We start from the raw sequence: 16,142 nt of genomic DNA, 5'->3' as shown, positions 1-16,142 counted from the left end.
CCCATGGCCGACACCGAGGCGCGCGAGGAGGTCACCGCCGAGGAGCTGGCGGACCTGTGGCCGGTGCTCTCCCCCGAGGACCGGGTGGAGGGCTTCCACCTGCTGCCGCGGGCGGAGGCGGAGGACCTGTTCCTGACGCGCTCGGCGCGCGACCAGGCCGATCTCCTCCGCGCCGTGCCGCACGAGGAGCAGCGCTCCTGGGCGCGCCTGCTCGCGCCGGACGACGCCGCCGACCTGGTGCAGGCGGCGGAGCCGGAGGAGCGCGAGCGGCTGCTCGGCCTGCTCGACGAGCAGACCCGGCGCGACGTGCGCGCGCTGCTCGCCTACGCCGAGGACGACGCCGGCGGCCTGATGAGCCCGCGGTACGCGCGGCTCCGGCCGGACATGACGATGGACGAGGCCATCATCTACCTGCGCCGCCAGGCCCAGGAGCGGCTCGAGACCATCTACTACGTGTACGTGCTCGACGACGCGCAGCGGCTGCTCGGGGTGGTGAGCTTCCGCGAGCTGTTCGCCGCGCAGCCGGGGCGCCGGGTGCGCGACATCATGCGCACCGACCCGGTCACCGTGCGCGACGACCAGGACCAGGAGGCGGTGAGCCGCGTGTTCCGCGACACCGACTTCATGGCGCTGCCGGTGGTGGACGCCGAGGGGCACCTCAAGGGCATCGTCACGGTGGACGACATCGTCGACGTGGTCGAGGAGGAGGCCACCGAGGACATCCAGAAGATCGGCGGCATGGAGGCCCTGGGGGCGCCGTACCTCGAGGTCGGCTTCACCGCCATGGTGAAGAAGCGCGCCGGCTGGCTCGCCGCCCTGTTCCTGGGCGAGATGCTGACCGCCACAGCCATGGCGCGCTACGAGGGCGAGATCGCGCGCGCGGTGGTGCTGGCGCTGTTCGTGCCGCTCATCATCTCGTCGGGCGGCAACTCCGGCTCGCAGGCCACCACCCTCGTCATCCGCGCCATGGCGCTCGGCGAGGTCCGGCTCCGCGACTGGTGGCGGGTGATGCGGCGCGAGATCGGCGCCGGGCTCGCGCTCGGCGCCGTGCTCGGCACCATCGGGTTCCTGCGCATCGTGCTGTGGCAGGCGGTGCGGCCCACCTACGGTGAGCACTACCTGCTGGTCGCCGCCACCGTGTTCTGCAGCCTGATCGGCGTGGTGACGTTCGGGACGCTGGCGGGCTCGCTGCTGCCGTTCGTGCTGCGCAGCCTGAAGCTGGACCCCGCCAGCGCCTCCGCGCCGTTCGTGGCCACGCTGGTCGACGTGACCGGGCTCGTCATCTACTTCACCACGGCGACGCTGATCCTCTCCGGCACGCTGCTCTGAGCGGCGAGCTCGGCGGCCCGCGCCCCCTCGCGCTGCAGCTCGGCCGCGCGGCCGCGCCGCGCCAGCACGTAGTAGATCACCGGCACCGCGTAGCGCGAGAGCAGGGTCGATGCCACCGCGCCGGCCATGAGCGCCACCGCCAGGCCCTGGAAGATGGGGTCGGCCAGCATCACCGCGCTGCCCACGATGACCGCGAGCGAGGTGAGCGCCATGGGCCGGAAGCGGACCAGCACCGCCTCCTCCACCGCGGCCGCGAGCGGCATCCCCTCGCGCAGCTTCAGCTCGGCGAAGTCCACCAGGATGATGCTGTTGCGCACCACGATGCCGGCGCCGGCGATGAAGCCGATCATGCTGGTGGCGGTGAAGAACGCGCCCCACAGGCCGTGCGCCGGCAGGATGCCGACGAGCGACAGCGGGATGGGGACCAGGATCACGAGCGGCATCGAGAAGCTCTGGAACCAGCCCACCATGAGCACGTAGATGAGCAGCATCACCGCGCCGAACGCGAGCCCGAGGTCGCGGAACACCTCCAGCGTGATGTGCCACTCGCCGTCCCACTTCATCGAGGCGTGCTCGGTGTCGGGCGGGTGGGCCAGGCCGTAGCGGGCCACCGGCTCGCCGCGGTCGCCCTTCAGCCCCTCCAGCTTCTGGTTCAGCGCCAGGAGCGCATAGAGCGGGCTCTCGATCTCGCCGGCCAGGTCGGAGGTGACGTAGGTCACCGGCTTCAGGTTCTTGTGCTGGATCTCCGGCGCCTCGCGCGTCTCCTCGACGCGCACCAGCTCGGAGAGCGGCACCAGCCCGCGCGCGCCCGGGACCGTGAGCGCGAGCATCGCGTCGAGGCGGGTCCGCTGCGCCGGCGCGAGCTGCAGCAGCACCGGCACCTGCGCGGCGCCCTGCGAGCCGTGGAACGTGCCGAGCGGCGCGCCGTAGCCCGCCGCGGCCAGCGTCTGCACCACGTGGGCGGGCTGCACGCCGTGCAGCGCCGCCTTCTCGCGGTCCACCGCCAGCGCCAGCTTCGGGCTGGTCGGGTTCAGCGAGGAGTCCACGTCGACGACGCCCGGCACCGCGTCGAACGCGGCCTTGACCTCGCGGCCCAGGCGGTCGCGCTCCTGCGCGGACGGCGCGTAGATCTCCGCCACCATGGTGGCGAGCACCGGCGGGCCCGGCGGGATCTCGACCACCTTGACGCGCGCGCCGGCCGGGTGCGCCAGCGCCTCGACGAGCGGGCGGACCCGCACCGCGATGGCGTGGCTGGCGGCCTTGCGCTCGCCCTTGGGCGAGAGGTTCACCTGCAGGTCCACCATCTCCGGCGCCTCGCGCAGGAAGCTGTGGCGGACCATGCCGACGAACGTGAACGGGGCGGCCACCCCGGAGTGCACCTGGACGCTCTCCACCTCCGGCTCGGCCAGCAGGCGGCGGGCGACGTCCTGCCCCAGCGCCAGCGCCTCCTCGCGCGCGGCGCCGGCGGGCAGGTCGAGCTGCACCTGGAACTCGCTCTTGTTGTCGAACGGCAGCATCTTCACCTTCACCGCGCCGGTGAAGAGCAGCGCCACCGCGCCGAGCAGGAGCGCCGTCACCAGCGCCAGGAAGCCGAGCTGCACCTTCCACGAGCCGAGCAGCGCGCGGATGACCTTGCGGTCGAGGCGGGCGATGCGGCCCTCCGGCGCCGACTCGGCCACGGCGTGCGGCTCCGCCGAGGCCGGCTCCGGCGGCTCGCGGCCCGGATCGGCCGGGTGGAGCCCGGTGGCGTCGGTGTCGGGGAGGTGCGCCTCCTTGCGGAACACCTTCATGGCGGCCCAGGGGCTCACCACGAACGCGATGAGGAGCGAGAACACCATCGCCACGCTGGCGCCCACAGGGATGGGGCGCATGTACGGGCCCATCAGCCCGCGGACCATGGCCATGGGGAGGATGGCGGCGATCACCGCGACGGTGGCGAGGATGGTGGGGTTGCCGACCTCGTCCACCGCGTCCAGCACCACCTGGGCGAAGCTGCGCTTCGGGCCGGGCAGGTGCAGGTGGCGGTGGATGTTCTCGACCACCACGATGGCGTCGTCCACCAGGATGCCGATGGAGAAGATGAGCGCGAACAGCGTGACGCGGTTCAGCGTGTAGCCGTTCAGGTAGGTGATGAGCAGGGTGAGCGCCAGCGTGACCGGCACCGCCACCGCCACCACCACCGCCGAGCGCCAGCCCATCGCGAGCAGGATGAGCGCGATCACCGAGAGCGTGGCGATGAGCAGGTGCTCGATGAGCTCGTTCGACTTCTCGCCGGCGGTCTCGCCGTAGTTGCGGGTGACGTCGGCCTTCACGCCGGCCGGGATGAGCCCGCCGCGGAGCGCGTCCACCTTGGCGAGGACCTCGTGGGCGAGCTCGGTGGCGTTCGTGCCCGGCCGCTTCGCGACCACGATGGACACGGCCTGCTCGAAGCCCTCCTTGCCCTTCTCGGCGGTGAGCACCACCGCCGGCTCGGGCTCGGGGCCGTCCACCACCCGGGCCACGTCCTCGACGTAGATGGGTCGGCCGTCGCGGACCGTCACCACCACCCGGTCCAGCTCGGCGGCGGACCGGGCGAAGCCCTGCGCCTCCAGCTCGATGCGCTTGCCGCCCTCGACCAGCGCGCCGGCCGGGAGCTGGGCCTGGGCGCCCTGCAGCGCCTGGTGCAGCTCGGCGAGCGACACCGAGAGTGCGCGCAGCCGCGCCGGATCCGGCTCGACGCGCACGGTGCGGCGGGCGCCGCCCACCACCTGCACGCTGGCGGTGCGCGGCACGTCGGAGAGCTCGCGCGCCACCTCCTCGCCCAGCTTGCGCAGCTCGCCGGCCGGGAGCGGGTCCTCGGCGTGGAGCGTGACCGTCAGGAACGGGACGTCGTCGATGGTGAGCGCCCGCACCACCGGGGGCAGCGTGCCGGAGGGCAAGAGCTCGGGGTGCGCGCCCAGCTCCTGGTGCACCTTCACCAGCGAGGGCTCGAGCGGCTCGTTCACCTTGAAGCGCACGGTGATGAAACCGACGTTGGCCCGGCTCGAGCTGTACAGGTACTCGACGCCCGGGATGCCCCAGAGCCGGCGCTCGAGCGGGGTGACGAGCTGGGTCTCCACGTCGCGCGGGCTGGCGCCGGGGAACGGCACCATCACGTCGACCATGGGGACGACGATCTGCGGCTCCTCCTCGCGCGGGGTCAGCCAGACCGCGGCCAGCCCGAGCAGGATGGAGGCGAGGACGATGACGGGCGTGAGCTTGGAGCGCAGGAACGGGCGCGCCAGGCGCCCGGCCAGGCCGAGGCGCTGGCCCTGCTCGGGGATCGTCACGGCGTCACCTCCACCGCCTGCCCGTCGCGGAGCGCGCCGGGCGCGTCGATGACGGTCTCGCCGGCGCGCAGCCCGGCCCGCACCAGCACCGCCTCGCCGGCGGGCTCGCCGGGCGAGATCCAGCGCAGGCGGGCCTTGCCGCCGTCGGCCACGAACACGCCGGTGAGATCGCCGCGCTGGACGAGCGCGCTCTTCGGCACCCACAGCGCCGCCTGCCCGGCGCCCGCCTTCGCGCCGGCGGCCGCCGGCAACACCAGGCGCGCGAACGAGCCGGAGCGGAGCTCGCCCTCCGCCTTCTGGACGCGGGCGCGCAGCCCGCGCCGGTGGGAGAGGGGATCGCCGCCGGGGGTGAGCGCGGTGATCTCGGCGGTGCCGCGGGTGGCGCCGGCGAGGAACGGGAGGGTCTTGCCCACGGCGAGGCCGCGCGCCTCGTCGTCGGAGAGGCTGGCGGTCAGCTCGAGCGCGTCGCCCTCGAGCTGCAGCAGCGGCTGGCCGGGGCCGACCAGGTCGCCGGTGTTCACCCGGCGCGACTGGACCGTGCCGGCGAACGGGGCGCGGAGCAGCGAGTAGCCCACGTTGGCGCGGGCGCCGGCCACCGCGGCGGCGGCCTGGGCGCGCTGGGCCCGCGCGCCCTCCAGCTCGGAGGTGGTGGCGGCCCGCTCCGCGAGCAGCGCCTCGATGCGCTTCTCGTGGGCGGAGGCGGCGGCGAGCGCGGCCTCGGCGGCCTCGAGGCCGCCCTTCACGTCGCCGTCGGCCAGGGACACGAGCAGCTGGCCCGCGGCGACGCGCTGGCCCTCCTCCACGTGCACCTGGGTGACGCTGGCGGCGAGCCGCGTCGAGAGGGTGGCGCGGCGCACCGCGACCACGTTCGCGGCCACGGTGCGGCTGGCGCCGCCGCCGTCCACGCGGGCGGCGCGGACGCGGGCCGGCGCCGCGGGGGCGGCCGCGGCCTCGGCGGCGAGGGAGGGGACGGGGAGCGCCGGGGCGGCGAGCGCGAGCGCGAGCATCAGGGAGCGGTGGTTCATGGCGTGAGTCCTTCGATGGGAGCGTTGAGGGCGAGGGCGAGCCGGGCGCGCGCCAGGCGCGCCTCCAGGCGGCTCGCGACGAGCAGGGCCCGGGCGCCGGCGAGGCCGGTCTCGGCGTCGAGCAGGTCGGTGAGGGGGAGCATCCCCTGGCGATGGCGGGCGGCGCGCATCCGGCGCGCCTCCTCGGAGGCGGCCACCGCCTCCTGGGCGGAGCGCACCCGGGCGTCGGCGGTCTCCACCGCGCGGCGCGCCTCGCCGCCCTCGCGAGCGGCCTCGCGCTCGCGCCAGACCAGCGCGTCGCCGGCGGCGGTGGCGCGGGCCTGGGCGGCCCGCAGCGCGCGGGCGTCGCCGAGCGACAGGTCCCACTTCGCCATGACGCCCACCATGGTCCAGGCGGTGCCGTCGGAGAGGCTGGGGGTGCGCAGGGTCTCGGCGCTCGCCTGGGCGAACAGCGCCGGGAGCAGGCTGCCGCGCGCGGCGCGCACGCCGGCCTCGGCCGCGTCGCGCTGCAGGCGCGCGGCGAGCAGGTCGGGGCGCTCGGGCGGCGGGGCGGCGCCTCCGGGGAGCGCGGGCAGCGCGTCGATGGGCGTGGTCAGCTCGGCGTCGGCCACCTCGTCGCCGGCCAGCATCACGAGCGCCGAGCGGGCGGTGGCGCGGCGCTGCAGCGCTGCGGCGCGCTCGGCCTCGGCCTGCGCGCGGAACGCCACCGCGCGGGCCACGTCCGCCTCGAGCGCGAGCTGCTGGGCGGCGCGCTGGCGGACGAAGCGCTCGGTCTCCTGCGCCTGCGCGAGCAGGTCCTCCGCGTAGCGGACGCCCTCGTCGGCGGCCTGCGCGCCGAAGTACGCCTGCACCACGCCCGCGGCCAGCTCGCGCTGCCGCTGCGCGTGCGAGGCGCCCTCCGCGCCGGCCATGGCGCCCGCGGCGCTCTGCCCGGCGAGCAGCCGGCCGCCCATGAACAGCGGCACCTGGATGCTGGCGCCGGCGCCCACGCCGCCGATGCCCGGCGGATCGTTCAGGCGGGCGGGCTCGAAGTCGGCCATGGTGATCCGGCCCTGATCGAGCCGGGTGCCGAACGCCATCATCGGCTCGTCGGTGCGGAACGCCCGGGCGGTGAAGGAGAGCGTGGGGAGGCGGGCGTCGCGGGCGCGGTCGGCGTCGGCCCGGGCCGCCTCGGCCTGCGCGGCCGAGGCCTGCAGGCCCGGGTTCCGCGCCCAGGCCGCGCGGATCGCGTCCTCGATGGTGAGCGGCGCGGCGAGGGCCGCGGCGGGCGCGAGGAGCGCCGCGGCGGCGGCGAGCGTCGCCAGGCGGGAGGCCTTGGAAGGAATGTGCGTGGTCACGGTGGCTCAGAGCCAACGCGCCACCCAAAGGTTTCCGCAACGTCCCGGGCAGGCTGGGGCGAATCCTCCCGCCCGACCCGGGCTCCAACGCTCGGGGCTGCGCGCTATCGCCCGGGCCGGCGCAGCAGCACGTAGAGCGCCCCCGCCCCGCCATCCACCGGCCGCGCGGTCGCGAACGCCAGCACGTGCCGCGCGAAGCGCGCCGAGGCGAGCCAGCTCCTGAGCGCGTCCTTCAGCACCGGGAGCTGGTCCTTGGAGTGCAGCCCGCGGCCGTGGACCACCAGGACGCAGCGCTTGCCCGCCTGCCGCGCGCCGCGCAGGTACGCGTCCACCGCCTGCTTCGCCTCGGCGCGCGTCAGACCGTGCAGGTCCACGTGGCCCTGCACCGCGAACTCGCCGCGGCGGAGCTTGCGGACCACCGACTGGTCGAGCCCGGCCACCCGGCCCTCGATGTACTCGTCGGAGTCGGAGAGGTCGAAGGGCGCCTCCCCCGAGACCAGGGCGCGGAGCGCGTCGATGGCCTCGAGGTCCGGGTGCCAGTGGGCGCCGGGGGCGCCGCGGGGCGCGGGCGGCGCCACGGTGTCGGGCCCGCGCTCGACCGGGCGCGCGCCGCGCGTCGCCTGCGCCCACAGCTCGGACTCGCTCGGCTCCGCGGGCGGCGCGGGGGGCGGCGGCGGGGGAGGGCGTACGGGCTTCTGGGGCCGCTCCTCACGGGGAGGAGAGAGCGCCTTCAGCTTCTGCAAACCCTCGTTGAACGGCCGCTTCGCCACGCCGCGACTATAACGGGGGGCACCTTGGACATCGAGATCGAGTGCCCGTACTGCGGCGAGCTGGTGACGATCTTCGTCGATCCCGGCGGCGGGGCGTCGCAGACGTACGTCGAGGACTGCCCGGTATGCTGCCGGCCCTGGACCGTGCACGCGGTCGAGGAGGAGCCCGGCGGGTTCGCGGTCGCGGTGGGGCGCCAGGACGACTGAGCAGCACGATGTCGCTAGCCCGTTGGTGTCACTTGGGGTAGAAGCGGCGCGCGCGGCCCCTGGGGCCGCGGAGGAGCGTGGGCATGTCCATCGTCGCGGTGCAGGGCGTCTCGAAGGACTACATGCTCGGCAAGACGGTGGTGCCGGCGCTCCGGGACGTGACGCTCGAGATCGGGCGGGGCGAGTTCCTGTCCATCGCCGGGCCGTCGGGCAGCGGGAAGACGACCCTGCTCAACCTCATCGGCTGCGTGGACACGCCCACGACCGGCGTCGTGCAGGTGGACGGGAAGGACACCTCGCGCCTCAGCGAGCGGCAGCTCACCGACCTCCGCCTGCGCACCATCGGCTTCATCTTCCAGAGCTTCAACCTGGTCCAGGTCCTGTCGGTGTTCCAGAACGTGGAGTTCCCGCTGCTGCTCCAGGGCGGGCTCTCGCGGCGGGACCGCGAGGCGCGCGTCCTGGGGCTGCTCGAGGCGGTGGGCCTCGCCAGCCACGCCCGGCACCGTCCCAGCGAGCTGTCCGGCGGCCAGCGCCAGCGCGTCGCGGTGGCCCGCGCGCTCGTGACCGCGCCGTCGCTGGTGCTCGCGGACGAGCCCACCGCCAACCTCGACTCGGCCACCGGCGAGAACATCATCGACCTCATGAAGGAGATGAACGCGCGCGACGGCACCACGTTCGTCTTCTCCACCCACGATCCCAAGGTGATGGCGCACGCCAGCGCGGTGATCCGCATCGCCGACGGGCGCATCGTGGGCCGCGAGGCGGGGCAGGGCGCGGCGGCGGAGGCGGCGCGGTGACCGGCCGGCGCGACGCGCTGCTGGTCCTCTTGCGGATCGCGTTCCGCAACCTGGCCGCGAGCAAGGTCCGCACCTCCATCATCGGCGCCATCGTGCTGGGCGGCGCGTTCCTGGTGGTGCTGGGGCTGTCGCTCCTCGACTCGATCGACCGCGGCATGCGCACCTCGATCCAGGGCAGCCTGGGCGGCCAGCTGCAGGTGTACGACGCCCGCTCCGAGGACTCGCTGGAGCTGTACGGCGGCCTCCGCGGCGAGTCGCTGCTCGAGCCCATCGAGGACTTCGCGAAGGTGAAGCAGGTCCTCTCGACGGTCCCGAACGTGGAGACGGTGGTGCCGATGGGCATCGACCAGGCCATGGTCGCCACCGGGAACGTGTTCGACGTCGCCCTGGAGCGGCTCCGCGCCGACGTGCGGCGCGTGGAGGGCGGCGACCGCACGCCGGAGGCGCTGCGCGGCTACGAGGCGCGCAAGGCGCACGTGCGCCGGATGGTGGGCCTGCTCCGCGACGAGCTGGGCCAGGCGCGCAGCATCGCCGACCTGGAGGGCCGCGACGCCGAGGACCGGCGGCGGGAGTGGGCCGACCTGACCCGCGCCGCGGACGACGCGTTCTGGGCCGGGTTCGACCGCGACCGCTACGGCAACCTCGAGTTCCTGGAGAACCGGATCGCGAAGCTGTCCATGGACGGCGGCTTCACGTTCATCCGCTACGTGGGCACCGACGTGGACGCGTTCTTCCGCGCGTTCCAGCTCGCGCAGGTGGCCGAGGGCGAGATGATCCCGCGCGGCCGTCGCGGGATCCTGGTGGGCAAGCAGTACGCCGAGGAGTGGCTGAAGCTCCGGAACGCGCGGCGGCTCGACCAGATCAAGGAGGCGCGCGACCGGCGCGGCCGCCGCATCGCGGACGACGAGGAGCTGCAGCGCTGGGTGCGCGAGAACCGCGCCGGGCTGAAGGACATCCTCCTGCAGCTCGACCCCATCCAGGCGGAGGAGGCCACCGTCCGGCTGCGGCGCGCGCTCGGCCCGGCCGCGGCGGCGGAGGCGCTGCCCGCGCTGCTCGCGCGCCTGTTCGACGCCGACGACGCGAGCTTCGACGCGCGCTACCGGATCTTCTACGACCAGCTCGCCCCGCTGCTGCGCCTGTACGTCATCAACGTCGGCGACACCATCACCATCAAGGCGCCGGCGAAGAGCGGGTACTTCAACTCGGTGAACGTGAAGGTCTACGGGTTCATCCAGTTCCGGCAGATCGAGAAGTCCGGCATCGCCGGGATGATGAGCGTGATGGACCTGCAGTCGTTCCGCGATCTGTACGGCTACATGACCCGCGAGCGGGCGGCGGAGATCGAGGCCATCAAGCGCTCGGTGGGCGCCACCGACCTGGCGCGCGACGACGCCGAGGCGGCGCTGTTCGGCGGCGGCGGCGGCGCGCTGGAGGGCGAGTCGCGCGCGGCCCGCATCGACGAGGGGCGGCTGCTCGCCGACCGCCGGGCGGACCGGCCCGCCGAGGATCTCTCCACGCGCACGTACTCGCAGGAGGAGATCGACCGCGGCGTGGCGCTGAACGCGGCGCTGATCCTGCGCGACCCGGCGCGGCTGCGCGAGACCATGCGGGACGTGCAGGCGGCCTCGGACCGGGCCGGGCTGCACCTGAAGGTGATCGACTGGCAGCAGGCGTCCGGGCTGGTGGGCCAGTTCGTCACGCTGCTGCGGGTGATCCTCTACAGCGCGGTGGTGATCTTCTTCGCCATCGCGCTCGTCATCATCAACAACGCCATGGTGATGGCCACGCTCCAGCGGGTGAAGGAGATCGGCACGCTGCGCGCCATCGGCGCCCAGCGCCGGTTCGTGCTCGCGATGATGCTGGTGGAGATCGCCTCGGTGGGCCTGGCGTTCGGGCTGGCCGGCGCGGGCCTCGGCGGGCTGGGGGTGTGGGCGGTGCGCGCCGCGGGCGGCATCCCCGCCACCTCCGACCTCCTCAACTTCCTGTTCTCGGGCCCCGCGCTCATGCCTACCCTGGGCGGCGGCAGCGTGGCCGTGTCGATCCTGGTGGTGGTGGTGGTGAGCGTGCTCTCCGGCTTCTACCCGGCGCTGCTCGCCATGCGCGTCACGCCCGTCGAGGCGATGGCGACGGAGGACTGATCGTGATCGGCGTGGACCTCCAGATCGCCGCCCGCAACCTCACCCGGCACACGCGGCGCAACCTGTTCCTGGGCGGCGCGCTCGCGGCGGTGACGGCGCTGCTCGTGCTGCTCTCCAGCCTGACCGGCGGGGTGGAGCGGGCCATGATGGTGTCGGCCACCACCCTGCTCACCGGCCACGTGAACGTGGGCGGGTTCTTCAAGATCACCTCGGGCAGCGCCGCGCCCATCGTGTCCGAGTACCCGCGCGCGCTCGACACGGTGCGGGCGCTCGTCCCGGAGATCGACTACGTCGCGGTGCGCGGGCGCGGCTGGGCCAAGGCCGTCTCCGAGAGCTCGTCGATGGACCTGGTGCTGGGCGGGGTGGACGTGGCCCAGGAGCGCGGGTTCGCGAAGGTGATCCGCCCGGTGGAGGGCCGCCTCGAGGATCTGGCCCAGCCGGACACGGTGCTGCTGTTCCAGGGGCAGGCCGACCGGCTCAAGGTGAAGGTGGGCGACGTGGTGACGCTCTCCGCCCCGACCACCCGCGGCGTCAACAACACCGCCGACGTCCGGGTGGCGGTGATCGCCCGCAACGTCGGGCTGCTCTCCGCGTTCAGCGCCTTCATCCAGGGGGACACGCTGCGCCGGCTCTACGGCCTCGCGCCCACCGCCACCGGCGCGCTGCACCTCTACCTGAAGGACCCGGCCGACGCGCCGGCGGTGGCGAGCCGGCTGCGCGCCGCGCTGGCCGAGGCGGGCTGGCGGGTGATGGAGCCCGAGTCGCAGCCGTACTGGATCAAGCTCATGCAGAAGGTGCCGAGCGAGGACTGGACCGGGCAGAAGCTCGACGTCACCACCTGGGAAGACGAGATGGGCCAGTTCAAGCAGTTCATCCTCGGCCTGCGCGCGCTCACCGCGCTGCTCGTGTTCGTGCTCATGGTGGTGGTCGTCATCGGCATCCTCAACACGCTCGCCATCGCCATCCGCGAGCGGACGCGCGAGATCGGCACGCTGCGCGCCATCGGCATGCAGCGCCGCAAGGTGCTGTGGCTGTTCGTGCTGGAGACGGCGCTGCTCGGCCTCACCGGCGCCGCCGCCGGCGCGGCGGTGGCGGCCGGGATCGCGCTCCTGCTCAACCTGGCCGGCATCGGCGTGCCCGAGGGCATGCAGCTGTTCCTCATGCAGGAGAAGCTCTCGTTCCTGCTCCAGCCCGGCGCCATCCTCGCCGACGTGCTGTTCCTCGCCGGCGTGACCGTCGTGGCCGCGCTGCTCCCCGCCCGACGGGCGGCGCGCCTGCGGCCGGTCACCGCCATGCACCACATCGGCTGAACCCCAGGGACCCGCACCATGCACGCACGCCTCGCCGCCGTCCTCTCCCTCGCCGCCGCCGCCCTGGCGCTCGCGGCGCCGCCCGCCGCGGCGCTCGGGCCCGACGAGCTGAAGCGCGTGGTCGCCACGCTCGACGACCGCCAGCGCAACTCCGGCGACTGGAAGGCGCTCTGCTACATGGAGGCGAAGGAGAAGGGGAAGACCGACGTCGTCTACGAGCTGCTGGTCTACCGGCGCGACGAGGACGACAAGCAGCTCTTCCTGTTCACCAAGCCCAAGGCCGAGGCCGGCAAGGGCTACCTGCGCATCGACAAGAACCTGTGGAGCTACGAGCCGTCGACCGGCCGGTGGGAGCGGCGCACCGAGCGCGAGCGCATCGGCGGCACCGACACGCGCCGCGACGACCTCTCCGAGCCGCGCCTGTCCGAGGACTACACCGCCGAGTGGAAGGGCGACTCGAAGCTGGGCGTGTTCGACGTGCACGAGCTCGTGCTCACGGTGAAGCCGGGGGTGGACGTCTCCTACCCGGTGCGGCGGCTGTGGGTGGACAAGGCCACCCTCAACATCCTGAAGCGGCAGGACGTGGCGCTCTCCGGCCGGCTCATGCGCACCACCTACACGCCGCGCTGGCGGAAGATCTACTCGGAGTCGAAGAAGGGCGAGGTCTGGTACCCGGAGGAGATCCGCATCTACGACGAGATCGAGAAGGGGAACTCCACCCTGATCCTGATCCGCGAGATCGACCTCCGCTCGCTGGAGGCCAACCTCTTCACCAAGGCCTGGCTCGAGTCGAAGAGCCGGTAGGAGCGCGCCCATGCCCTCGCCCCGCACCGCCGCGCTGCTCGCCGCGGCCGCCCTCTGCGCGCTCCCGGGCCGGCCCGCCTCGGCCCAGGACCGCCCCAGCGAGGACGACCTGTTCGGCGCGCCCGCCGCGCCGCCCGCCGCCGCCGCACCGGCCCCGGAGGCCACGCGCGGCGCCGAGGGCACCGCGCCGGCGCCGGCTCCCGCCGCGCGCGACCGCGGCGACGTCGAGGCCGAGCTGTTCGGGAGCCGCGGCTCGCCCAACGCGGTGCCCCCGCCGCCCGAGGGGATCATCTCGCGCGAGCGCGAGGACCCGCTCCGCATCGGCGGGCAGCTCTACCTGCGCACGATCGGCACCTGGCAGGAGGGCGTGGACCCCGCCGACTGGTACCTCGCCTCGCCGAACCTGCTCGACACCTACCTCGACGCCCGGCCCAACGATCGGGTCCGCGCGTTCGTGCTCGGCCGCATGAGCTACGACCCGACGCTCTCGCGGACCAGCGTCGCGCTCACCCAGCCCAGCGCCGGCGTGACCGAGTCCGCCGCCACCGCCGCCTCGAACCCGCGCGGCACGCTCGATCAGCTGTGGGTGAACTTCGACCTCGGCCGGCGCGCGTTCGTCACCGCCGGCAAGCAGCACGTGAAGTGGGGCGTGGGCAAGTTCTGGAACCCCACCGACTTCCTCCACCCCTCGAAGCGCGACCCGCTGGCCGTCTACGACGCGCGCAGCGGCACCAGCATGGTGAAGGTGCACGTGCCCTGGGAGGCGCGCGGCTGGAACTTCTACGGCGTGCTCGCGTTCGAGGACCTGGCCGGCGAGGCGCGCGCCACCGACCGCGTCGGCCGCGTCGGCGCCGGGGGCCGGGCCGAGCTGGTGGCCGGCACCGCCGAGCTCGGGCTCGACGCCATGGTGCAGGACGGCCACCGCCCGCGCTTCGGCGTGGACCTGTCCGGCGGCCTCGGGGACTTCGACCTCTACGCCGAGGCCGCGCTGCGCACCGGCACCGACGGGCCCCGCTGGCGGAAGACCGCGCCCACGCTGACGGACCCGTTCGGCTACGCGCCGTACGAGCCGCGCGGCTTCACCCCGCAGATCGTGCTCGGCGGGAGCTGGTCGGCGAACTACTCGGACGAGGACGCCGTCCTGGTCGGCGCCGAGTACTTCTTCGACGACGCCGGCTACTCGGACGCGGACGTGTACCCGTTCCTCGCTGCCGGCGCCCCGCGGCTCGATCTCACGAACCCCGCCGCGCCCGCGCTGGTGCAGCAGGACCCCACCGCGTTCCGCCCGTTCTACCTCGGCCGCCACTACGCCGGGACGTTCGTGACGCTGCCCAAGCCCGGCCGCTGGAACAACACCATCTTCACGCTCTCCGCGCTCGGGAACCTGTCGGATCGCACGTTCGTGGTGCGCCTCGACCACTCGGTGCTGGCGCTGACCTACCTGCGCGTCGAGACGTTCGTGGCCGGCCACATGGGACGAAAGGGCGGCGAGCTCCGCTTCGCCTACGAGGTCCCCGCCGGCGCCGCCGCGTTCCTCGGCGCCTCGCCCGATCCGCGGCTCGGCAAGGCGCCCGTGCTGGACGCCGGCGTGGCGCTGCGCGTGAGCCTGTGAGCCGCCGCGGCTCCGAGTAGCGGCGCCCCGCCGCCGCCGCCCGCGCCCGCATACGCGTCCACGAGCGCGTTCCCGAACACCCGCCGCGCCTCCTCGAGGTTGTGCCCCCGGCAACGGATGCGGAGGTTGTCCGCCGTCGAGCCCCCGCCGCGTGCTCGCGGGACGATGTGATCGAGCTCGAGCCGGTGCGTGGACCCGCACGGCTCGCCCGAGGCGAGGACGAAGGTGCACCGCCCGCAGTCGCGGGCCCAGACCTCGCGGCGCACGTGGGCCGGGATGTGGTCCGGCCGCGTGGAGGGACGAGGCGTCTTCTGCGGCCGAGCCGTGAGCCCCTTGCGCCGGTCGCGTTCGACGAGGAGCAGGTCGAGCGCCGCCTCGAGGACGTTCTCGCGGGTGGCACCGGGCATGGAGTGCGAGAGCGCATCCCGAGCCGCCTCGAGCTTCTTCAGGAAGGCCTTGGACACGGTGAGGTGCATCCGCGCCTGATCGCCGTCGAGCCAGTCGATGGAGCTGGGCTTCGGGACAGGCGTCGCCGCCCGCAGGTCGACAGGCTCGCTGCGAGCGGACTCAGGCTCAGTGCGAGCGACCTCTGAGTGAGAGGTCTCGACCCTGCTGGGTACATTCAGTTCGGGCGCCCGAAATAGAATCGGCTCCGCAGCAGGCACCGTCACCGCCGACGGCACAGAGACCGACCGGACCGGCACGACGACCTCGCGCCGCGGCGGATTCTCCACCGGCCGGATCGACGCAGCCACCTCCGCCGCATCCCGGCTCGACAGCCCGTAGAACCGCGGCAGGATCTCCGCGAAATTCTCGGTGGTCACCACCTTCGCCAGCTCGCAGACCGAGGACAGGCACAGCTTGCCCTCCCGGAGCGCGCCGTCCACCGCCGGGTACCGCTGGATGAGCTCCGCCGCCGTCTTCCGGTACTGCGCCGCGCCGGCGGACAGCCCCAGCTCGCGCCGGAGGAACGAAAAGAGCGAGGTGTGCCCCCGCTCCCGCCATAGGGCCCGCCGGTCGAACTCCGCCAGCGCGACCAGGAACTCCGCCATGGCGTGCCGCTCCGACCGCAGCAGCTCGACGAGACGCTTCGTGAACTCGGTTGCGTTGTCCATGCACGAAGCATCGCACGAGGATTCCGCCCTCCGTGAAGCGCACGAAACTCGCCCCCGAAGCGCGAACGCCCCCAGGGTCCCGCGACCCCTCGCGTCGTCCTCCAGCGCCTCAGCCGCGCCCTGCCGACGCCCCAGAGCCCTGCGCCCCAGCCATTCCGCTCGCGCAAGCCGCTCCCCGCCCCGACCCCGTCAAGCGCGAAGGTCGTTCCCGTTGGGCCGCAAGCAGCCGTTCACTAACGGTGATTCGCCCGGCCCGCCCCGCGCCCTGCGCCCCGCGCCTCACCCACGAGCCTCTCGCAAGCCGATCCCCGCCGCCCCCGGTTCCGGTCAGGCAGCCCCGCCCCCGACCGCCCCCGCACCCTCAAAGCCCCCCGCCCGTTGGTTCGACAA

12 protein-coding genes are annotated in these 16,142 nt (G+C 74.0%); 7 read left to right on the top strand and 5 right to left on the bottom strand.

Features of this window, described 5'->3' with window-relative positions; translation table 11 throughout:
• Positions 1-3 precede the first annotated feature (3 nt).
• Positions 4-1,329: a magnesium transporter gene (mgtE, locus tag A2CP1_RS20575; protein ID WP_012528012.1), complete on the top strand. Its 1,326-nt coding sequence runs from the start codon at positions 4-6 to the stop codon at positions 1,327-1,329.
• Here mgtE and A2CP1_RS20570 read toward each other — a convergent pair.
• From A2CP1_RS20570 to A2CP1_RS20555, 4 genes are all read right to left on the bottom strand, one after another.
• Positions 1,284-4,637: an efflux RND transporter permease subunit gene (locus tag A2CP1_RS20570; protein ID WP_015935127.1), complete on the bottom strand. Its 3,354-nt coding sequence runs from the start codon at positions 4,635-4,637 to the stop codon at positions 1,284-1,286. The genes mgtE and A2CP1_RS20570 overlap by 46 nt on opposite strands.
• The gene (locus A2CP1_RS20565) at positions 4,634-5,662 is read right to left on the bottom strand and encodes an efflux RND transporter periplasmic adaptor subunit (protein WP_015935126.1); all 1,029 of its coding nucleotides are present in this window, start codon (positions 5,660-5,662) and stop codon (positions 4,634-4,636) included. Before A2CP1_RS20565 ends, A2CP1_RS20570 begins: the two co-directional genes overlap by 4 nt.
• On the bottom strand, positions 5,659-6,999 hold the full coding sequence (locus A2CP1_RS20560) for a TolC family protein (RefSeq protein WP_015935125.1): 1,341 nt from the start codon (positions 6,997-6,999) through the stop codon (positions 5,659-5,661). Before A2CP1_RS20560 ends, A2CP1_RS20565 begins: the two co-directional genes overlap by 4 nt.
• Before the next feature lie 104 nt (positions 7,000-7,103).
• Positions 7,104-7,769, bottom strand: a complete 666-nt coding sequence (locus A2CP1_RS20555; protein ID WP_015935124.1) for a Smr/MutS family protein — start codon at positions 7,767-7,769, stop codon at positions 7,104-7,106.
• A 24-nt stretch (positions 7,770-7,793) separates the two neighbouring features.
• Here A2CP1_RS20555 and A2CP1_RS20550 point away from each other — a divergent pair, with 24 nt between their 5' ends.
• From A2CP1_RS20550 to A2CP1_RS20525, 6 genes are all read left to right on the top strand, one after another.
• Positions 7,794-7,976: a CPXCG motif-containing cysteine-rich protein gene (locus tag A2CP1_RS20550; protein WP_012528007.1), complete on the top strand. Its 183-nt coding sequence runs from the start codon at positions 7,794-7,796 to the stop codon at positions 7,974-7,976.
• An 83-nt stretch (positions 7,977-8,059) separates the two neighbouring features.
• Positions 8,060-8,773 carry an ABC transporter ATP-binding protein gene (locus A2CP1_RS20545; RefSeq protein ID WP_012528006.1) on the top strand — a complete coding sequence of 238 codons (714 nt, stop codon included), beginning with the start codon at positions 8,060-8,062 and terminating at the stop codon, positions 8,771-8,773.
• The gene (locus tag A2CP1_RS20540; RefSeq protein WP_015935123.1) at positions 8,770-10,911 is read left to right on the top strand and encodes an ABC transporter permease; all 2,142 of its coding nucleotides are present in this window, start codon (positions 8,770-8,772) and stop codon (positions 10,909-10,911) included. Before A2CP1_RS20545 ends, A2CP1_RS20540 begins: the two co-directional genes overlap by 4 nt.
• Positions 10,912-10,913: 2 nt before the next feature.
• A complete protein-coding gene (locus tag A2CP1_RS20535) occupies positions 10,914-12,221 on the top strand; it encodes an ABC transporter permease (RefSeq protein ID WP_015935122.1) in 1,308 nt (435 codons plus the stop codon).
• A gap of 18 nt (positions 12,222-12,239) precedes the next feature.
• Positions 12,240-13,025 carry an outer membrane lipoprotein-sorting protein gene (locus tag A2CP1_RS20530; RefSeq protein WP_015935121.1) on the top strand — a complete coding sequence of 262 codons (786 nt, stop codon included), beginning with the start codon at positions 12,240-12,242 and terminating at the stop codon, positions 13,023-13,025.
• Positions 13,026-13,035: 10 nt separating this feature from the next.
• Complete coding sequence (locus A2CP1_RS20525; RefSeq protein WP_015935120.1) at positions 13,036-14,637, top strand: hypothetical protein; 1,602 nt, start codon at positions 13,036-13,038, stop codon at positions 14,635-14,637.
• Here A2CP1_RS20525 and A2CP1_RS20520 read toward each other — a convergent pair.
• Positions 14,529-15,752: an HNH endonuclease gene (locus A2CP1_RS20520; protein WP_015935119.1), complete on the bottom strand. Its 1,224-nt coding sequence runs from the start codon at positions 15,750-15,752 to the stop codon at positions 14,529-14,531. The two genes, A2CP1_RS20525 and A2CP1_RS20520, sit on opposite strands and share 109 nt — an antisense overlap.
• Positions 15,753-16,142 lie beyond the last annotated feature (390 nt).

Origin of the sequence: Anaeromyxobacter dehalogenans 2CP-1 (assembly GCF_000022145.1) — a bacterium.
Lineage (GTDB): Bacteria > Myxococcota > Myxococcia > Myxococcales > Anaeromyxobacteraceae > Anaeromyxobacter > Anaeromyxobacter dehalogenans.
Note: the sequence above shows the minus strand (reverse complement) of the source record. Positions and strands in the feature narration are given on the sequence as shown.

Coding starts and splice junctions, on each gene's coding strand:
- mgtE (WP_012528012.1), top strand. CDS start 4: ATGGCCGACACCGAGGCGCGCGAGGAGGTCACCGCCGAGGAGCTGGCG.
- A2CP1_RS20565 (WP_015935126.1), bottom strand. CDS start 5,662: ATGAACCACCGCTCCCTGATGCTCGCGCTCGCGCTCGCCGCCCCGGCG.
- A2CP1_RS20545 (WP_012528006.1), top strand. CDS start 8,060: ATGTCCATCGTCGCGGTGCAGGGCGTCTCGAAGGACTACATGCTCGGC.
- A2CP1_RS20530 (WP_015935121.1), top strand. CDS start 12,240: ATGCACGCACGCCTCGCCGCCGTCCTCTCCCTCGCCGCCGCCGCCCTG.
- A2CP1_RS20525 (WP_015935120.1), top strand. CDS start 13,036: ATGCCCTCGCCCCGCACCGCCGCGCTGCTCGCCGCGGCCGCCCTCTGC.
- A2CP1_RS20520 (WP_015935119.1), bottom strand. CDS start 15,752: ATGGACAACGCAACCGAGTTCACGAAGCGTCTCGTCGAGCTGCTGCGG.